Annotated in this window: 18 protein-coding genes; 14 read left to right on the top strand and 4 right to left on the bottom strand. The window is 33.1% G+C overall.

Annotation, left to right across the window (positions count from 1 at the left end; translation table 11 throughout):
• The first annotated feature begins 16 nt into the window (after nt 1-16).
• From QO182_RS06955 to QO182_RS06910, 10 genes are all read left to right on the top strand, one after another.
• Nucleotides 17-1,561, top strand: coding sequence for a DEAD/DEAH box helicase (locus tag QO182_RS06955; protein WP_371542165.1), 1,545 nt, complete (start codon nt 17-19; stop codon nt 1,559-1,561).
• Between the two features lie 146 nt (nt 1,562-1,707).
• A complete protein-coding gene (locus QO182_RS06950; RefSeq protein WP_371542167.1) occupies nt 1,708-3,045 on the top strand; it encodes a DEAD/DEAH box helicase in 1,338 nt (445 codons plus the stop codon).
• 221 nt (nt 3,046-3,266) lie between these two features.
• Nucleotides 3,267-3,881, top strand: coding sequence for a hypothetical protein (locus tag QO182_RS06945; RefSeq protein WP_371542170.1), 615 nt, complete (start codon nt 3,267-3,269; stop codon nt 3,879-3,881).
• A gap of 664 nt (nt 3,882-4,545) precedes the next feature.
• Complete coding sequence (locus tag QO182_RS06940; protein WP_371542173.1) at nt 4,546-5,739, top strand: ATP-binding protein; 1,194 nt, start codon at nt 4,546-4,548, stop codon at nt 5,737-5,739.
• 399 nt (nt 5,740-6,138) lie between these two features.
• Nucleotides 6,139-7,029 (top strand): class A beta-lactamase, subclass A2, encoded by an 891-nt coding sequence (gene bla, locus QO182_RS06935; RefSeq protein ID WP_371560705.1) that lies wholly within the window; start codon nt 6,139-6,141, stop codon nt 7,027-7,029.
• Nucleotides 7,030-7,702: 673 nt separating this feature from the next.
• Nucleotides 7,703-8,368: an aspartate/glutamate racemase family protein gene (locus QO182_RS06930; RefSeq protein WP_371560704.1), complete on the top strand. Its 666-nt coding sequence runs from the start codon at nt 7,703-7,705 to the stop codon at nt 8,366-8,368.
• Between the two features lie 337 nt (nt 8,369-8,705).
• Entirely contained in the window at nt 8,706-9,524 is an 819-nt protein-coding gene (locus tag QO182_RS06925; RefSeq protein ID WP_371560824.1) for a pyridoxal-phosphate dependent enzyme, read from the top strand.
• A 52-nt stretch (nt 9,525-9,576) separates the two neighbouring features.
• Complete coding sequence (locus tag QO182_RS06920; RefSeq protein WP_371560703.1) at nt 9,577-10,230, top strand: NAD(P)H-binding protein; 654 nt, start codon at nt 9,577-9,579, stop codon at nt 10,228-10,230.
• A 334-nt stretch (nt 10,231-10,564) separates the two neighbouring features.
• Entirely contained in the window at nt 10,565-11,020 is a 456-nt protein-coding gene (locus tag QO182_RS06915) for an outer membrane beta-barrel protein (protein ID WP_371560702.1), read from the top strand.
• A gap of 209 nt (nt 11,021-11,229) precedes the next feature.
• Nucleotides 11,230-12,516, top strand: a complete 1,287-nt coding sequence (locus tag QO182_RS06910; protein ID WP_371560701.1) for an NAD(P)/FAD-dependent oxidoreductase — start codon at nt 11,230-11,232, stop codon at nt 12,514-12,516.
• A gap of 120 nt (nt 12,517-12,636) precedes the next feature.
• Here QO182_RS06910 and QO182_RS06905 read toward each other — a convergent pair whose 3' ends face one another.
• The 3 genes from QO182_RS06905 to QO182_RS06895 all read right to left on the bottom strand — a co-directional run bounded on the left by QO182_RS06905 (nt 12,637) and on the right by QO182_RS06895 (nt 14,691).
• A complete protein-coding gene (locus tag QO182_RS06905; protein WP_371560700.1) occupies nt 12,637-13,872 on the bottom strand; it encodes a multidrug effflux MFS transporter in 1,236 nt (411 codons plus the stop codon).
• A gap of 81 nt (nt 13,873-13,953) precedes the next feature.
• Nucleotides 13,954-14,205, bottom strand: a complete 252-nt coding sequence (locus QO182_RS06900) for a hypothetical protein (RefSeq protein WP_371560698.1) — start codon at nt 14,203-14,205, stop codon at nt 13,954-13,956.
• Between the two features lie 177 nt (nt 14,206-14,382).
• Nucleotides 14,383-14,691, bottom strand: a complete 309-nt coding sequence (locus tag QO182_RS06895) for a hypothetical protein (protein WP_371560696.1) — start codon at nt 14,689-14,691, stop codon at nt 14,383-14,385.
• Between the two features lie 1,064 nt (nt 14,692-15,755).
• Here QO182_RS06895 and QO182_RS06890 point away from each other — a divergent pair.
• The 3 genes from QO182_RS06890 to QO182_RS06880 all read left to right on the top strand — a co-directional run bounded on the left by QO182_RS06890 (nt 15,756) and on the right by QO182_RS06880 (nt 17,446).
• Nucleotides 15,756-16,220 carry a hypothetical protein gene (locus QO182_RS06890; protein ID WP_371560695.1) on the top strand — a complete coding sequence of 155 codons (465 nt, stop codon included), beginning with the start codon at nt 15,756-15,758 and terminating at the stop codon, nt 16,218-16,220.
• Nucleotides 16,221-16,294: 74 nt separating this feature from the next.
• A complete protein-coding gene (locus tag QO182_RS06885; RefSeq protein ID WP_371541943.1) occupies nt 16,295-16,882 on the top strand; it encodes an RNA polymerase sigma factor in 588 nt (195 codons plus the stop codon).
• Nucleotides 16,883-16,996: 114 nt separating this feature from the next.
• A complete protein-coding gene (locus tag QO182_RS06880) occupies nt 16,997-17,446 on the top strand; it encodes a DUF6789 family protein (RefSeq protein WP_371560693.1) in 450 nt (149 codons plus the stop codon).
• Between the two features lie 572 nt (nt 17,447-18,018).
• On the opposite strand, the gene QO182_RS06875 is transcribed toward QO182_RS06880, so the two are convergent.
• Nucleotides 18,019-18,738, bottom strand: coding sequence for a TSUP family transporter (locus tag QO182_RS06875; protein ID WP_371541938.1), 720 nt, complete (start codon nt 18,736-18,738; stop codon nt 18,019-18,021).
• A gap of 104 nt (nt 18,739-18,842) precedes the next feature.
• On the opposite strand from QO182_RS06875, the gene QO182_RS06870 reads away from it, so the two are divergent.
• Nucleotides 18,843-19,271 (top strand): Lrp/AsnC family transcriptional regulator, encoded by a 429-nt coding sequence (locus QO182_RS06870; RefSeq protein ID WP_371541935.1) that lies wholly within the window; start codon nt 18,843-18,845, stop codon nt 19,269-19,271.
• Nucleotides 19,272-19,748: the final 477 nt, after the last annotated feature.

Below are 19,748 nucleotides of genomic sequence, written 5' to 3'. Positions count from 1 at the left end.
AACCCAACAAAATACAATGTTTGAAAATACTATAGAAATAGAAAAAGAAGACAGAAAAGAACTCTATGGATACCAAAAAGGAGATATTGATTCCATTTTTGAACGAATAGACAATGCACCAAAACAACATCACCTGTTGTATCAACTGCCTACCGGTGGTGGTAAAACGGTTGTATTCTCTGAAATCGTTCGACGCTATTTATCTAAAAGTAACAATAAAGTAGTTGTTTTAACACACAGAATTGAGCTGTGTAAACAAACTTCTAAGATGTTAAAAGGTTTTGGCGTAAAAAACAAAATTATCAATAGTAAGGTAAAAGACCTTCCAGACCAAAACGAATATTCTTGTTTTGTGGCCATGGTAGAAACGCTGAAAAACCGTATCAATGATGAAAAACTTCATTTAGATAATGTAGGACTAGTAATTATCGATGAGGCGCATTACAACTCATTTAGAAAATTATTGAGTTCTTTTACTAATGCATTTATCCTGGGAGTTACAGCAACCCCTTTGAGCTCAAATATTAAACTGCCAATGCACGAAAGCTACGATGAATTAATCGTAGGGGATACCATCAATTCATTGATTGAAAATGGTTTCTTGGCAAAAGCAATAACATACAGTTATGATGTAGGACTTACGTCGTTGAAAGTCGGAATTAACGGAGATTACACCGTGAAATCATCTGATGATTTGTATACTAATATGGCAATGCAAGAGAAATTACTGCATGCTTATACAGAGAAATCTTTAGGTAAAAAGACCCTGATTTTCAATAACGGAATCAATACGTCTCTATACGTTTATGAAACGTTTAGAGAAGCAGGTTATCCTATCCGTCATCTTGACAATACCAGCAGCGCTGAGGAACGTAAAGATATCCTACAGTGGTTCAAGAAAACACCAGATGCGATTTTGACTTCGGTTGGAATCCTTACCACTGGTTTTGATGAGCCGACCGTGGAAACTATCATCCTGAACAGAGCAACAAAATCGTTGACATTATATTACCAAATGATTGGTCGTGGATCTAGAAAACTGCCTAACAAGGATATGTTTACCGTGATCGATTTAGGAAATAATGCAGCCCGTTTTGGTTTGTGGAGTGAGCCTGTGAACTGGCAGCATATCTTTAAATCACCAGAGTTTTATCTAGAAAATTTACGAGATGATACGGAGATAGAATTGTATTTCAAATACTCAATGCCACCAGAATTACGTGCTAAATTCAGTAAAACAGCCGAGGTAGGGTTTGATGTCGATGAAGAGCACAAACTTATCATTGCCCAAAACTTGCGTTCAAAAGTAGTTTTAGACAAATCGCTAGAGCAGCATTCTTCGATGTGTGTAGATAATACTGAAACATTGCAAGAAGCAAAATCATTGTCACGCGAACTGGACGACGATATTGACTGCCGTATCAAACGCTATTCTAAATGTTTGAGTCAGTGTAGTAAAAACTACCGCGAATGGCTGGTTGATGATTACAAATTAAAAATGACATTAATGATCGGGAAGAAGTATCGTGAGAAAATCATGAACGAACCTGATGAAGATTAATATAAGGAGCTAATCCTGCTATTCGTTTCAATCTCTTGTGCCGTCCCGAAGTTTCGGGACCGCCATAAGAGGATTTTCACTTCTATTAGGGCTAGGGATCCAGTACACAAAACAACTATTTTTTTTAAAATAATAAATCCAAAAAAATGCCAAAACAATTCTCTGATTTAGGGATTTCAGCACCAATTCTAAAAGCAATTTCTGAATTGAAAATTGTTGAACCCACAGAAATTCAGCTTAAAGCAATTCCGCTACTTTTAGCAAATACAACTGATTTAGTTGGGCTTGCTAAAACCGGTACCGGAAAAACGGCTGCTTTTGGATTGCCTCTTTTACAATTAATAGATCCCTCTTTACCTACGGTACAAGCGCTAATTCTGGTTCCTACAAGGGAATTAGGACATCAGATTTTTAGAAACCTAGAAGATTTTGCAAAATACCTTCCAGAAGTTTCTATTGCAGCGACTTGCGGTGGAATCCCAATAAAGCCGCAAATCGAACGCCTAGCTGCACCTACACATATTGTGGTAGCAACACCGGGTCGTTTAATTGATTTAATACAGCGCAAAGCAATCAATCTTAAGGAAACCAAATTTCTTGTATTAGATGAGGCTGATGAAATGGTGACTATCTTGAAAGAAAGCCTAGATGAAATTATTGCCGAATTACCTAAGGAACACAAAACATTATTGTTTTCGGCTACAATGCCGGGAACTATAAAACAGTTGATCCAGAACTACTTGAATAAAAATGTAGTTCAGGTAAGCGCTAATATGGAAACAGTAGGAAATCAAGGAATTGATCATGAGTATATTGTGGTGGATCCTATTGAAAAACTAGATGTTTTAATGCATTTCCTGAATTCAAAAGAAGGAGAACGCGGAATCATATTTTGTAAGACCAAAGCAGCGGTAAATAAACTGGCTAAAAACTTAGCAATAAACCGTTTTTCTTCGGGAGCTTTGCACGGTAGCTTATCACAGGGAATTAGAGACCGCATCATGGAGCAATTTCGTGAGGGACACATCAATATCTTAGTAGCGACAGATTTGGCTGCTAGAGGAATTGACGTAAAGGAAATTTCGTATGTGGTTAATTACCATTTGCCTGATGTGTATGAAGCTTACGTACACCGTAGCGGAAGAACAGCCAGAGCAGGAGCAAAGGGACTTTCATTAACGGTATTACAAGAAGAAGAGGTAAAAGAAATCGCCGACTTTGAAAAAGAGCTAGGTATTAAATTCACCGAATTCAAAAAACCAAGCGCGCTAAGCATCGAAGAAAATAATACTCTTTTATGGGCAAAGCAAATATTCAAAACTAAACCCAACCATGAAGTGGATGCAGAATTGAAAACTAAAATTAAAACCGTTTTTCATCATTTGACAAAGGATGAATTGATCGAAAAGCTACTGGCTAATTATTTGTTACAAAACAAAAACGAACCAGTAGAAAAACCGGTAAAAAGACAAAAAATGAAATAGTACTTTTGCTGTTTTATACATGAAAAACCATTGCAATGCTTAAAGAAGCGAGGCAATGGTTTTTTTATGGTTTATATCAATATCAAATGGGAAAATGAAAACAACTTTAGTTAAATCTGTTGTAAATCTATTATAACAACAATAACTAGTTTTATACCTCGTTATTTATTCTAACAATAACTAGTTTTATACTTAGTTATGAATTAAAAGGATTTTAACTCATGAAGAAAATGACAATGGCGGCAGTTGCCGTATTACTTATTACATCAACCATTTTTAGCCAAACTACAAACAAGATTACCGATTCAGGCACTGTAAAATATCAGTTTGAGAATCTTATTGATAAATCAAATAATTTTCAGGGCTATAAAGTGATTAAAGCTACTTCGATACTTAAATTACAATCTAATGTTCTAGACTCTCTTGCCGTTTCAAAAAAGAAGCTTGTAGCTAATACAGACTTTCTGAATTCGCAGAAACGACTTATTGAAAGTTTACAAACGAAATCAACCGCCTCAGAAACTGTTGTTACCAACTTAATCTCTGAAAAGGAAAGTATTTCGCTTTTTGGAATACAATTTGAAAAAACGTTTTTTAAAACATTGTTTTTCCTTATTGTTATTGGATTGATCGCTGCACTGTTATTTTTCATCTTTAAATTTAAACAAAGTAACATCATAACCATAGAAAGTAAGTTGGCGTTACAACAGTCTGAAAAAGAATTTGAAATCTATAAGGAAAAAGCTTTGGAACGCGAACAGAAAGCAATGCGCAAACTGCAGGATGAATTGAATAAAAAGAAAAAAGAATTCTCTGTGGCTCCATCTCGTGGCTAAAAGAGTAACCTTTGAAAACCTAAGGTCCATCAAACAATAATAGAAAATTTAAAAAAGGGCTGTTGAAAACGTATCAACAGCCCTTTTTTTATGGCTATCGCTACGTAATATTCAGGCATCCTAAAAATTTAGTGTTAGAAAGCGAACGCTAAAAGCCACACTCGCTTACAGTTTCTTCACGGAGTGAACTCCGGGCTAAATGACAAAGCACATCGCTGGGATATAGCAAGGCAACTATGGCGCAAGCGGCTCAAACGACAAAAAATTGAAACAGTACTTTATCTGTTTTAGAATTGATAAACTATTGCCTGCGATTCAAGTAGCCGTGATATGGCTTTTTTGTTTTATTAGATTTAATTAAGATGTCAGAATAGTGGTACGCAATTAGTAGTTTGTATTAAACTTTTTATATTTTAGTTCGAAAATTAAATGGGAGGGTTATGGCGTAAAACATCCCTTTTTAGGATGTATTAGAGCCATTTTGTACTAACAATATACAATTTATAACAAATATGAAAAATCTCCTTATTTTAATAACTAAATGACAATTCGGTTGACAAAAAGTCTTCCTTATTAACATTTTTGATTTGGTAGAATTAAGTACCTTTGCCCTCAAAAAAAGTTGTTCTTCTTTTCAACTTTTAATACTTCATAAAATAAAAAAATGGCAGATCAACTGAAAGAACCAGGAATACTCAAAAGTCAATATGTTCCAACTACAGAATTTTATAGTCAGATAATTGATGGTTTACAAGATTATTCCATTTTCACCCTAGATAATGAATTAAAAATTAATAGCTGGAGTTCAGGATCCGTTTCCATTTTCGGATATGAACCGGACGAAGTTTTAGGTAAAGCTTTTGACATCATTTTTACAAATGAAGATAAAAAAAATGGAATTCCTAAGAAAGAAATTGATCAGGCATTAAAAGAAGGCAGGGCAGTAGATAACAGGTGGCATATTTGTAAAGACGAAAGCACATTTTATGCTTACGGTTTAGTTTTTCCAATAACGGGTTTAGATGGAGAAATGTTAGGCTATGTCAAGATACTGCGTGACCTGACAGAAAGAAAGAATGCTGAAGATTCTATTAAAAATTATGTTAAAGAACTGGAAGAATTGAATACACATAAGGAAAACGTCCTTGCCATTCTCTCACATGATTTACGAAGCCCTTTGGCATCAATTATTGGAACAACCAAATATTTGAAAGATAATTTTGAAAAAATGAAGCCTGAAACATTAAAGCAAATGCTAGAGCTTGTTCATGACTCTTCCATTGCCGAATTGAACATGTTGGACAGTTTAGTGGATTGGGCAAGAATTAAATATGCATCAGAAATATTTACTCCCGCAGAAATTGAACTTGGAAAATATGTAGATGAGACTTTTAATAAGTTGGGGGAAATTGCAAATGTGAATGCAATAAGTCTTCATAACGATATTAAAGAAAATGAAACTGTTTTTGCAGATGAGAAAATGTTACTTTCTATTTTGCAAAACTTAATTTCAAACGCTTTACGTCATACAAAATCGGGAGGAAAAATTACAGTTTCGGCAAAAGAAAATGAAGATAAAGATAAACTTATTATAGAAGTTAAAGATAATGGCATTGGAATGTCGAAAGAAATAACGAAAAATCTTTTTACCGCACAAATGGCTTCTCTTTCAAAAACAAGAGCTGAAAATAAAGGAGCCGGAATTGGGTTATTATTAGTAAAAGGTTTTTTAGAAAGAAGCGGTTGTGAAATCTGGGCGGAAAGCATAGAGGGCGAAGGCTCTTCTTTTTATTTTACGTTACCAATAAATAAACCTGTAGACAAAATGGACAGCCTGAATAAACTCGACGTTAATTAAGAATTTTATTTCATAATTCTTGATTTAAGATTGATAAAAAACGTTTGCCAACTCTATATGTAATTTATGCTCAAAACCCGAGCACTGGGATATAGCAAGGCGACGATAGCGCGGATTCAAAAGTGTGTAGTCGTGCTAAAAAATGAAATACTGATTTTACTGTTTTAAATTGAAAAACCATTGCAATGCTAGAAGGAGTAGGGCAATGGTTTTTTTTAGTTTCCTATTTGATGTATTATAGTATAGTTTTTATATTTTAGTATAAAAATAAAACAGCTACTTTGTGGCACAAAGCCGATCTTTTTTGGGTGGATAATAGCCGTTTTAGTACTAGTATAAATGCGTTATCCGTAATTTGACAATGCTCACAGACCGACAATAGACTTACAGAAATTTAATATGAGTAAAATCTTTATACTAATTTTAGCTTCATTTGCTTCTCTTCAATCTTTAGCTCAAAACACGAATGATCTGCGGCAAAAAATAGATAAAATTATTCTAGCAAAAAATGCAACTGTTGGCGTTTCTATTAGAGGAATTGAAGACAAAGACACTTTAAATATCAATGGGAATTTAAACGCACCTTTAATGAGCGTTTTTAAATTTCATATCGCACTAGCAGTTTTAAAGCAAGTTGATAAAGGTAAACTCTCTTTAACACATAAAATATTTATAAAAAAAGAAGATTTACATCAAGGCACTTGGAGTCCAATAAGAGATGATTTTTCAAATGGAAATCTACATATAACATTAGACAGTTTGTTGAGATATACGGTTTCTCATAGCGACAATAATGGTTGCGATATACTTCTCGACTTAATTGGTGGTACGGAACCGGTTCAAAAGTTTGTCCATAGGCAAGGAATAAAAAACTTTACGATTAAAGTTAATGAGCAGCAAATGAGAACCTGGGAAAATCTCTATTTGAATACGACAACACCACTTGCAACAACAGCGCTATTGTATAAGTTTTACAAAGGTAAAATTCTAAAAAGGGGGACAACAGAGTATTTGTATCAAATAATGGTCGAAAGCTCAAGAGGACTTTCTTGGATGAAAGCAGGGCTTCCTGAAGGAACTGAATTAGCGCACCGAACAGGAATGTCAGAAACTAACGAACATAATTTAAGAGTGGCTATGAATGACGTTGGAATTGTAAAACTGCCAAACGGAAAACATTTTATAATTTCGGTGTATTTAAAGGATATCACGGGGGAAATAGAAGAAACTGAAAAAATTATTGCCGACATAACAAGAGCAACTTGGAATTATTTTACAAATAAATTATGATACAAAAATCAATAGAACGTTTAGCCATTTTATGTCAATCCATTCCACCGTTGTTAATTGAAATAGACGACTTGATTTTTTCTAATAAACTAAATGCTTAAAAGTGGAGGAAGAAAGAAATATTAGGTCACTTAATAGATAGTACAACAAATAATCACGAACGTTTTGTGCTTTCTCAATTTAAAATATTCCTACGATTATATACGACCAAAACAATTGGAATAAATACAATTACTATCAGCAAATTGACAAAAACCAAATTACAGAATTTTGGACACTTTACAATAAGCAGTTAGTTGTATTGATTAAAAACACTTCAAGTGAAAATATTACGAGAATGCGTAACTAGCGATGGCAAAGCGTATACAATTGCGTTTTCTTTAAACAATACTGGAAGATTTAGAAAAGGGCTGTTGAAACATTTCAATAGCCCTTTTTTAAATTCATTTTTGTCTAATATTCTGGCATCCCCAAATTAAGTGCTACGAAGTGATTACTAAAACGCTTGAGAACAGAGTATAATTGCGCACAATCGTTACGTTATTCCTACTGCAATACAGTTAAATTCTGACTCACTAAAATGTAAAGGCATCACTTAGAATTTATCCTTGAAATTGAAATAACGAATAGTAAATCGTATTTTGCAGAATATATACCTTCAATAAATTTATAAATGGATAAAATAACTTTTACTATATTAGGACTGGGTAGCCGAAGTACTTCCTTTTATTTAACAGAATTAAATAAATTGTACCATCAGAAAAAAGGGGGGTATAGCACTTGTCCATTTCTTTTATTGAATGCAAATTTCGACAGAATCAATTCCCTTTTACCCAATACTTCAGAATCATTAGACGCAGTCATTAAATATTATATTAGTGAAATTGAAAAAATGGATATTGAAAGTATTTTGATACCTAATATTACACTTCACGAAACGATTGATAGACTTGTAATCACAAAGAAAATACTTCACCCAATTCATTTAACCGCATCAAAAATTAAAAATAACAACTGGCATGAAGTTGTTTTATTTGGTTCTCTATTTAGTATGAAATTTGATTATATCCGGTCCATTTTTAATTCAAACGGTATAAAAACAATACTTCCTTCAGAAGAAGACATGTTGTTTATCGATGAATTTCGCAAGCAGGTTTATAATGAAACAGAAACTAAAGAATTGATTAAAAACTATTATTTGCTTATTGAAAAATATACTGCCAACACTCCCGTGGTTTTGGCTTGTACTGAACTGTCTATTTTTAAACCTTTGGCTAATAAAAACCTTTTAGACATGGCATTAGTACAAATGGAAGCGGCAGTAAGTATTATAAAGTAGATAAAAATGCTGCTAATACTATTTTCCTGTTTAGAAGAAGCTTGTAAAAGACCACATAAATAACCATTAAAAATGATCAAATAAATAATAAAATACTAGCTAAAACTTCAGGGAATCTCGGTTTTAAAGGCGTGTTTTTCAGTAGGATTCTGTGTTAACATTAATAAAAAAACGAAATTATGATTGACAATAAGTTTAGTTTAGGTTTCTTTCCCACTCCATTACAAGAGTTAAGTAAATTATCAAAAAAATATCCTGACTACAAACTCTTCATTAAAAGAGATAAAATACGGGTTTAGCTTTTGGTGGGAATAAAACTAGAAAATTAGAGTATTTAATCAAACAAGCTCTTGATGAAAATTGTGACACCATAATCACAGCTGGAGCACAGCAATCTAATCATTGTAGGCAGACTGCTGCCGCATGTGCAATCGCTGGACTTAGATGTCATTTACTTTTGGGAGGTGAAAAACCAGACGTATATGATGGGAATTTATTGCTATCGTCAATCCTAGGAGCCGAAATCCATTTTACAGCTGAAAATAGGAAAGGAGAAGATGGAGAAATATTGAAAACCAAAATTGAGAACGAAGGAAGGAAATGTTTCGTAATTCCATACGGAGGTTCTAATTTTGCGGGAGCTATGGGATTCGTTACTGCCGTTAAGGAATTAAAAGAGCAATTAATTGAACAAAAACTAAAGATTGATTATATCTTTTTTGCCTCAAGTTCTGGAGGGATGCAAGCCGGACTAACTCTAGGAAAAGAGGTCTATCAATTAGATTCAGAGCTTATTCCAATAAGTATAGACAAAGAGGAATTAAATGGACTTTCGCTCGAAGAAGCAGTTTTAAATCGAATAGAGGTAGGTGCTCTAAAATTGAACGTCAATAAAAAATTCAATCTTTCAGATATTAAATTAATTAGGGATTATGATAAAGAGGGCTATGGTGTAGTCACTACTAATGAAATTAATGCCATCAGTGAACTAGTTAAAAATGAAGGCGTTTTATTAGATCCTGTTTATACAGCTCGAGCTTTTTATGGAATGCTTGATTTCTTAAATAAAAAAAGAATTCCTACTAACACTAATATTCTATTTTGGCATACCGGTGGACTACCCGCCATTTTCAAATATGCTAATGATCTACAATAATTTATACCTATCAAAATAAAATGAATTACACTAACGAAACATTTCTGTAGTAATGCTTGGAGCAAGTGGTGCTGTAGGAACACAAGTTGTGAAACGGTTCCTAAAGTCAAAACAACCTAAAAGCCTGACTCTATTAGGAAGAAGACGTATTGATACGATACATGCTGATTTTGTACAACAGCATGAAATTAATATTTTTGATCTTAACTCTTATGCTCCTTTTGTGAAAAATACATCCGTTGCCATCTGTACTTTAGGCGTGGGCGAACCCTCAAAAATGAGCAAAGAAGAATTTCTGAAGATAGACAAACAGGCCGTTCTGGATTTTGCTCAAATATGCAAAAAAAATGGGGTCCGACATTTTGAGCTTTTATCTTCTGTTGGAATAAGCGCTACTTCTTCTAACTTTTTTTTGAGAAGCAAAGGAGAATTGGTGGCCGAATTAGAAAAACTTCAATTTGCTCGCTTGAGTATTTTTCAACCTTCAATGATTTTAACACCTACCAACAGATATGGAATTTCACAAGCTATTGTATTAAAAGTATGGCCCAAACTAAATTTGTTTTTACATGGAAACTGGCTAAAATATAGAGGTATAGCAGTAGAAAAATTAGGTGTGGCAATTGCTGAGAACATTTTTTCAAATGGATCTGGATTAGAGATTTTGCAATACGACGACTTTAATAGAATTAGCGAGCGCGGCTAAAAACGTGTCGCAAGTTCTCATCCAAATAATAAAATAAGAATTCCTTTTCGAAAAAGCAAAATCTGATTCCAAGAAAAGTTCCAAACGATCAACACGATTTAGTGATTTATTTTAAAATTTTTATATTTTAGCCTAAGCATAAATAAATCATTTAAGATGAAAATCATAAGCTTGCTCACTGTATGTGAATCAATAACAAACTTTTAAGGTGAAAACAATAAGATTGTTTTTTGCTTTAGTTATTACATTATTAAGTGTAGACAGCTATTCACAAAATTCTAATGAATTTAGATTGTATTTTGGAACATCTGACGCTGAACTTTTATAAGAACCTATGCTTGGGGGAGCCGGATATCAAAATGAAAAATTTAATGAATTTGGAATAAAGTATTTAAGACAATTTTCTCCTAGTTTTTCGATTGAAACTGGAATTAATTATTCTAAAAGTGATATAAAAATAACACCTGAGTTTATGGGAACCGCGATTCAGTCACGATATGAAAAGCTAGAAATTGTATCGGTTGCAATTTATGCAAATTATACATTTTGGAGATACATTTTTTTAAACGGAGGGCCGATTATAGATTTTCAATTATCTGATAATTCAACTGACTCTGAGTCCGGAATTGGATTTGGTATAGGAGTTGGGGCAAAATATAACTTTAGTAAGTTTTTAGTATTTATCAATCCAAATTTCAAAAGACATTCTATACTTTCATTTGAAAAAGAGAATTACGATCAACATTTAACCGAATTTGGAGTGCAAATTGGAGTCGGTTATAAATTTTAGCTTAAGTTTTAAATTCAAAAAAAAGACTAAACATCTAAATATTAAAGCGTTATACCTATTCTAAATACTATTATATACTCCAAAATGAAACAACCAATAGTAAATCAATAGTACCATAGTTATTTCCTATTTCGAAATTTAATAGCTTCCCTTAAAAAAACGTATATTTATGGGGTATCTTTTTTATTAAAATTATTAAATAACAACATATGAATACTGTCATAATAGGTGGAGGATTTGCAGGGATTAACCTTGCTAAAGAACTTTCAAATCAAAAAGGGGTTCAGGTAACTCTTGTTGACAAAAATAATTATAATTTCTTTCCGCCGCTTATTTATCAGGTAGCTACTGCTTTCTTGGAACCATCCAGTATTAGTTATCCATTTCGTAAATTATTTGCAGGAAAGAAAAATATACAGTTTCGTCTTGGCGAGCTCGTAAAAGTCGTTCCTTCAGAAAATAAAATAATACTGCATAATGGCGAATTGAGTTACGACCACCTAGTTTTTGCAACCGGTGCTGAAACGAGCTATTTCGGAATGGAAAATGTAAAGAAAAATGCAATTCCGATGAAAACACTCAATGATGCCATTGAAATGCGGAATACCATATTAAAAAACTTAGAAAAAGCCGCCATTTGCAAGGACATTCGCAAACGTCGTAAACTGCTAACTATTGTTGTGGCCGGCGGAGGTCCAACTGGAGTTGAAGTTTCGGGTATGTTTGCGGAAATGAGAAAGAGTATATTCCAAAAAGAATATCCAGAACTAGGAACCACGGCCAGTAATATCTATTTAGTTGATGGCGGACCTGCGTTGTTAGCACCTATGAGCAAAGAATCACAAAAGGATACTCTTGAAGCACTTACTAGCTTAGGTGTAATGGTACAATTGAATACCCAAGTGGTAGATTACGTCGATGATACTGTATTTTTATCAAACGGAGAAACGATACAAACTAAGAATTTGATTTGGGCTGCCGGAGTATCAGCAAAAATATTTGATGGTATTCCTACTGAAAGTTACGGCCGAGGAAAACGAATGGCTACCGATGCCTTTAATAAAGTAAACGGAACAGATAATATCTACGCGATAGGGGATACCTGTATTCAACTAACTGATACCGATTTTCCTAACGGACATCCGCAAGTGGCGCAAGTCGCTATCCAGCAAGGACTGAATCTAGCAGAAAATTTTAAGTTACTGATTCGCAATAAACCGATGGTTCCTTTTAAATATAACGATAAAGGGTCAATGGCGATTATAGGAAAAAATAAGGCTGTAGTAGATTTACCAAAACCAAAATTACATTTTAAAGGTTTCTTTGCCTGGGCTATTTGGTTATTCATCCACTTGGTTTCTTTAATTACATATCGCAACCGAATAAAAACATTCTTTAACTGGATGATTGCTTATTTTGCCAAAGATCAATCCTTACGAATGATCATAAGACCTGATAAAGCAAAAAGCAAAACTAGTAGTGAACCTACTTGCTAATTTTAAACATATAAAAATATAGATTTTACTAATCTGAAACCATGAGTGTTTTTTTTTTATAATCCTATAAGTCATATAAGTTTTCTTGTATGACTTATAGGGTTATAAAAGCGCCATTAATTAATGTTTTACAGTAATTTTTCGTTTACCAATACTTAAAACGACCAAGGCAGCAATCGTACTCGAAGTCATAATTACCACCATAGGTACCATAGAATCCTTTACAAAAATACCTACTGCAAAGGAAGCAAAAGCACCTAATCCTAATTGGATAGCGCCCATTAATGCCGAGGCACTTCCTGCATTTTTAGAAAACGGAGCCAAAGTCAACGCAGCAGTATTAGGGTTCGAAATTCCCAAACAGGCCAAAAATATAAACAGCATCCCGATCGTTTCATACAATCCTAGAAGACCATTCATAGCCGTTATTAAAAAAGTTATACTAATAACAGATTGCACTATCAGAGCACCAAAAATCATTTGCTCACTACTGTATTTTCTCAGTAACAAAGAATTCAATTGACTGGCGCTGATGAAACTCAATGACATAAAAGCGAAAATCCAACCGTAAGTTGTGGCATCAACTTTAAAAATATCCATAAAGAGAATAGGGGAGGCCGCCACATACGTAAACAAACCAGAGAAAGCAATTGCTCCTGTAAACGCATAGGTATAAAACTGAGGCTCTCTTACGACACTCCAAAAATTAAGAATAATCGGTTTTGGTTTTAACGAAATAGAAGTGTCGGGTTCGTGAGTATTCGGTAAGCCAAACTGAGCCGCCAAAAGAACTACAATACCAATTCCCATTAGAATTAAAAAGACAACATGCCACCCGTAGGCTGCCGTTACATAACCACCAATCGTGGGTGCCAACATTGGCGAAAGCCCAACGACTAGCATTAGCATCGAGAGTACTTTTGGAATTTCTTTCACTGGAAATAAATCTCGAACCATCGCAATCGAAGCTACCGTAGCAGCACAGCTTCCCACGGCTTGTATGAATCGCAAACCAATAAACGTATCAATATCTGTTACAAGTGCGCAACCTAATGAAGCTAAAATATAGACTAACAATCCAATAAATAATGGTTTTTTTCTCCCATAGCGGTCTAATAAAGGGCCATACAGCAATTGCCCTGCAGAAATTCCTATGAAATAACTGGATAAGGTCATGGCGACTTTGGCCACGGTAGTATTCAAATCTTTTGCTATTCCAGAAAAACCGGGTAAATACATGTCAATTGAAAACGGGCCGAGCGCAGTAAGAAAACCTAAAATTAAAACTAATTGAAAATATTTAAATTTGGATCTAGTGGCAGTTGTACTCAAAATTGCTTTTTTAATTTTTTGCAAAGGTAAATATTTAAAATACCAAAAGTGCTACCATCTTGAGTAATAAAATCCAGCTATTTTATATAGGCCTACTTTCAAAAGTTAAATGTTAATGAGATAACTTTCTTTATATGTTTTTTGGTACATCTCTTTACTGAACCTATAAAGTTGAGAAGGTTTTTTTGAAATCCCCACTTGTTTTTCGTCTAAGGCAATGACATACTTTTTAGCAATAACTTTTCTTCGGAAGTTTCTATTGTCTATTTCGACCCCTAAAATAACCTCATATGCATCTTGTAAGTCTTTAATCGTAAATTTATCAGCTAAGAGTTCAAATACGATGGGTTTGTACAATGACTTTTCCTTCAAATTACCATAGGCTTCAGTAATGATTCATTTATGGTCAAAGCCCAATTCAGGCAAGAGATTCACTGGAAACCATTGTAGCTTGTGTTTTTTGTTCTCCAGCTTAACTGTATGCGTAGGCAGTAAAAAATAATAGGCGATCGTAATAGTTCGTTGATTAAAATTCTAGTTTTGTACCCAAATAATATCTTTTTGATTCATTAAGCGATTGGGATCACCAAAAACTTTGAATTGTTTCTTATATAAATTATCAAGTCCTGTTAATTCCTTTAAAATCCGTTTAGCAGTTTCGTCTATTGTCTCATCTTCATAAGCGTGAAACCCAGTCAGCACGTAGTCATTTACTAAAGGTTCATCTGTATCTTTTAACTGTAAAAAACGCTCGATCAATAAAACGTTCAATAATTTTGTTTTGTTATCATACCCAAAAACAACACAGTCAACAGATATATTTGGAATTATTTGAGCAATCATAATTTTAATAAATGGTACTAATTTATAAATGCATTTTGATACTTCGCTTGAAATTGCATTGCTGCAAACATACTAATTTAATGTTCAATGTATATTCCAAACCTAAATTTCCGCTCTAAAGTTAAATTCTCATACATTCTTAAGTTACTATGTTTGGTTGCTGTGCACTGTAAAGGTACTTCTTGATCTATTTACTACGCAAAACCAAAACAGACGTTAGAGTCTAATTCAGTTTTTTAAGGTAGTACTTGAATTAATAATTCTAATAGTTTTTTTAGGAGCTATTCTCGTTATCCGTTGCAAGCTTTCCAGCTTCAACCCTTTTTCTAGGTCGCGCTAGGAGCTTCTTTTAGTCGCTCTATCGCAACAAGAAAAAAGAGGTTATAAGCTCGTAAAGGCTTTTCACTACTATCGAGGCTATGAAAAAAGCGCATAATAAGTCGTTTAAAATTGGCATAAAACAGTTGTTAATTAAGAACTTATCGCTGATAAATTATAGAAGCCAAGCTGCTTTAATAAGAGGTTTAGTTAAAATACTCTATCTTTGAATATTGATATAAACGCTATCAAATAACTCTAATTCATCCATAAAGGATTTACATACCCTACATTATAAGACACATATACAATTTAACAACGATTAAAAGTATATTAACTAAAGTTCTGCAAATGGAAAAAAATTGGATAATAGCAATATCGCTTTTTTAAATAATTACTTTTCTTTTCTGGAGGCCTACAAGTGGTCATTTCAAAAAAGAATAAGGGAACAGTTTTGGGAAAAATAGGAAACGAGACTTTTTTACTGGCAAGGAGCGCTATACACCAGTATCGGAATTACGATTCTAATACTATGTCTTTTATAATGTTCAAATGTTTTGACTTTTTAGAAATACTAAAAACCAATTACAAAGGAGAACAACTATTGACAACAATTTGATAAATAACGAATTACCTTTATATATTTATCCTCATTTCGACATTATCTGCTTGCTGACAAAAATGCGATGGAGAGAAAAATCATAGCACATAAACGGTAGCGGTTAGCTTAAAAACTAATAAATAATATGAATATAATTGAACTAAAAGAAAGGCCAGTTATCTCTGGCAATACCAAATTACATAAAATTTATTTGCAGTTTGGAGAACTTCTAAAAGAATTGAACAAGAAGGAGTTATCTCAAAGTAGTGTAAAAACTATTAATAACGAGGTTGAAGAATTAAACGCTTCCTTACTTACAGAAGATAAATTAAGAAAACTTGTAAAACAGAAGCAAACGAAAATTTTAAAACAAGTTGAAAAAGAATTTAAAATCGTTCCAAAAAACTATTATAGGACTCTTTGGTTGGCCGTTGGAATGTCCGCATTTGGAGTGCCCATTGGAGTTGTTTTTGGATTAAGCGTTGGTAATATGGGCTTACTTGGAGTAGGGTTACCTATTGGCATGGTGATAGGAATGGCCGTTGGTGCAAAATTGGATCAAAACGCATTAGGCGCAGGAAAACAACTAAATTTAGAAATTAAATATTGAGTTTTACAGCATTCAATGTGAAGCAAAACCGGATCTCTAATACGCGTTTTACCGTATTTAGGCTTGAGTAGAAAATGAACTTTCCTAACAACAAACAGACAGTAATTCAACTAATGATAACAGAAATATTAACAGACTTAAAAGACGAAAACAACAACGCATTTGGCCAACTCTACAAAGAGTATTTCGGAATGGTAAATCGTTTTGTACTAAACAATAGCGGTAGGTCTGACGATGCCGAAGATGTTTTTCAGGATACTATGCTTGTTTTAATTGAGAAACTACGACAAGATAATTTTATATTGACAGCCTCAATAAAAACATACATAATGGCAATTTCTAAAAATCTTTGGCTCAAAAGATTAAGAACTGCTTACCGTACAACTGAATTCAATGACATACACGACAATAAATTTTATGAAGAAATAAATCTTGCCATCGATAATGAAAAGTCTTATGCTGACAAACTTCAAAACTACATGCATAAAATAACTAAACATTGCCAAGGATTAATTCACGATATGTTTTTCAAGGAAAAAGCCATTGAACAAATCCAAAAAGAATACGGCTATTCCAATAAACACAATGCTCAAAATCAAAAACATAAGTGCGTTGAGCAAATTAGAAAAGTAAAAGAGCAGGACGATAAAAAAGAAATTTGAAAAATAGTTTATTTGATTGGGTGATTTTTTCAAACTTATGGTATAAAGGTATAGTTAGCTACTAATAGCAACAATTATTTATAAATTGAATTAAAAACTTTAAACCATTAAATTATGAATACAAAAATTCAAAAATCAGTTTTAGCAGGGATTATTGGTACAGTGATAATGACCGCAGTAATGATGATTTCAGCAATGATAGGAATGCCAAAAGTGTCACCACCAGCCATGCTTTCAGGAGCGCTAGGAATGCCTATGTTTGTAGGTTGGATAATGCACTTCATGATAGGAATTGTTTTTGCATTTGCGTACACCTATTTGTGCATTTTCAAATGGAAAATTAGCAAAGTTTATTTAAAAGGAGCCATATTTGGAGTTATTGCATTTGTATTTGCCCAAATAATGATGGCGATAATGGGAGCAATGATGCGAATGCCGGAAGTGGAAGGCCCTATGATACTAAAGCTAATAGGTGGTTTAATGGGACATATTATTTTTGGAATGGCAGTTGCTAAAACAGTAGGCAACGCCTATTGTGCAGACAAGTCTTGTGAAACTAATTAACGAATCTATGAACTGCAAAACAAATAATTGCCATCGAATAACACCAAAGTTCAAACTGACTTGGTGCAACATAAAGACTATTTTAATGCTCGGGCTTGCCGTATATTTTTGGCTAACGAACAAATAAAATTAGTTAAAAAAAAGGTTCATCACTATGGGGACAGAAGTACTAAATGGAGTATTTCTGTCCTCACTTTACTATTTATGCAAAATTTAAACAGCGGTACTTCGAACTGTTCGAGTGCAACGAGTCCAAAGCCATTTTGCAAAATCTTATTTGAAACCTTATGAATCAATAAATAGAAATACGATATACTAGAAAGCATATAAATAAATTTAAAAATTTTAGAACATAAATGAAAATATTAGAATACATGAAGAATTTCTTGCGACGGAATAAATGATTTTACCACTGATAAAAATGTAGTTAACAGACTATCATACGATCCTATACCAATAGATCAAGAATGACTTTAATTCACTATGAACTCACAAAATAAGGGAGTCAAAAACTGAAATAGGCCTAGAAATCCTATTTTGATTTTGTTTCTCAAATCAAATTATATTAGCCGTTAATTATTTAACACTAACATAATTCCGGATAAAAATAGTAGTCCTAATATGATTTTTTTAATTAGTACGTCATTGAGTTTCAAATAGACTTTTTTGCCTAAAAATAAGGCGAGTATAAAAAAAGGCAATACATAAATAGCATTATAGACTTGGTCCATCGTCATTAAACCAGTTGCTATCAAAACTGGTATTCGCATTAGCGTTACTAATCCCAAAGTACCAAACATAGTAGCTCTAAAAGTCTTTACATCAGTAGTTTCACTTTGTACAATCATCACGTACAAAGGGCCACCAGTAGAAAATAGTCCAGAGAAAAAACCGCCTAGAAAACCAAAAACACCCTTGATTCTCCCCAAATTCATGCTCGGCTTTTTAGTTCGTAAACTGTTCAGAACAAATAGTATCACAAAAACACCCAAAGCCTTTTTTAGAAAAAGTGGTTTGCCATAAATCAAAACTATTATGCCAACAAGAACTCCAAAAAACGAAGAAATTGCTAGTTTTTTGAGTAAGGTTTTATCAATATCTTCCCATTCTTTATAAACATAAATAGGAGTGGAGATTAAATAAAAAATCGAAATATAAGACACAGCCTCAGCTAACGGCATTACACACAATAAAAAAGGCAAAGCAATTAAGGCACCAGCAAACCCAATAATAGTTTGAATAAAAAATCCTGTAAATATCCCAATGATAAGTAATAATAATGTTGTATCCATAGCACAAAATTACTATTAGATGAAGTATTCTTGAAATTTATTCCATCGATAAAAGAGTCTTTATCCATAATAAAATGCTATTTTTCGGCTTAAAAACTTTTTTAATGGTTGATACAATAGATTTAAAGATAATAGCACAATTAGAGATTAATGCAAGAGCATCATATGTAGATATTGGAAAACAAATAGGACTTTCGCCATCTTCGGTGCGAGAACGTATCCAAAAACTGGAAGACAATGAAATAATAAAAGGCTATAAATTATCGCTCAACAATCAAAAATTGGGTTATGGCTTAGAGGTTTTTATTATGTTTAAGTTGTTTAGTGGAAAACTAAATACCTTTTGCAAGCAGTTGAATGAATTTCCAGAAATAGGTGAAATCAATAGGATTACCGGAACGCATAATATATTTATGAAAGTGGTTTTAGTTGATCAATTGCATTTACAAAAATTCATTGACCGCTTACTGGTTTATGGTGAACCAACAACCCACTTAATTTTATCTGATTTAAGAAGTTCTAATATTATCTGACTTTTAAAACTACGGCAAAAAAATATAACGACAAACTTGTCATCCTATGTTTGTATCGACTAAGAAAAGATGTTTTTTTTTAAGTAACAACCTCTATTTAATTATATATTTCGTGAATATTAGATTTTATGTCTATATAGGCTCGTTGGTTAAATTAATTTTCGAACACTAAAAAAGACAGGACTAGCTACGTGTAAAGAACTTTTTTTTACGCATTCTTCAAACATTTTATGCTCCACTGCAGATGTTAAGGCCGTTGGAATAAATAAAATAATGTGATATTTGTTCTAACTCAAAAAAGAAAAAGCAAAAAAGAAAAAGCAAAAAAGAAAAAGCAAAAAAAAAAAAGCCTGACAAATAAAGAATTATCTGTCAGGCTTTAATCAAACTATTGTTTTTCTGGTACCATCTCATAAAGTGTGTAAGTTAAAAAGTTATTCTGAAAATTTGAGCTAACTCAAAAGCTCAAAAATTTTC

This window comes from Flavobacterium sp. Arc2 (genome assembly GCF_041431385.1).
In the GTDB taxonomy this organism is placed as follows: domain Bacteria; phylum Bacteroidota; class Bacteroidia; order Flavobacteriales; family Flavobacteriaceae; genus Flavobacterium.
This window is presented reverse-complemented; position numbering and strand designations above follow the sequence as displayed.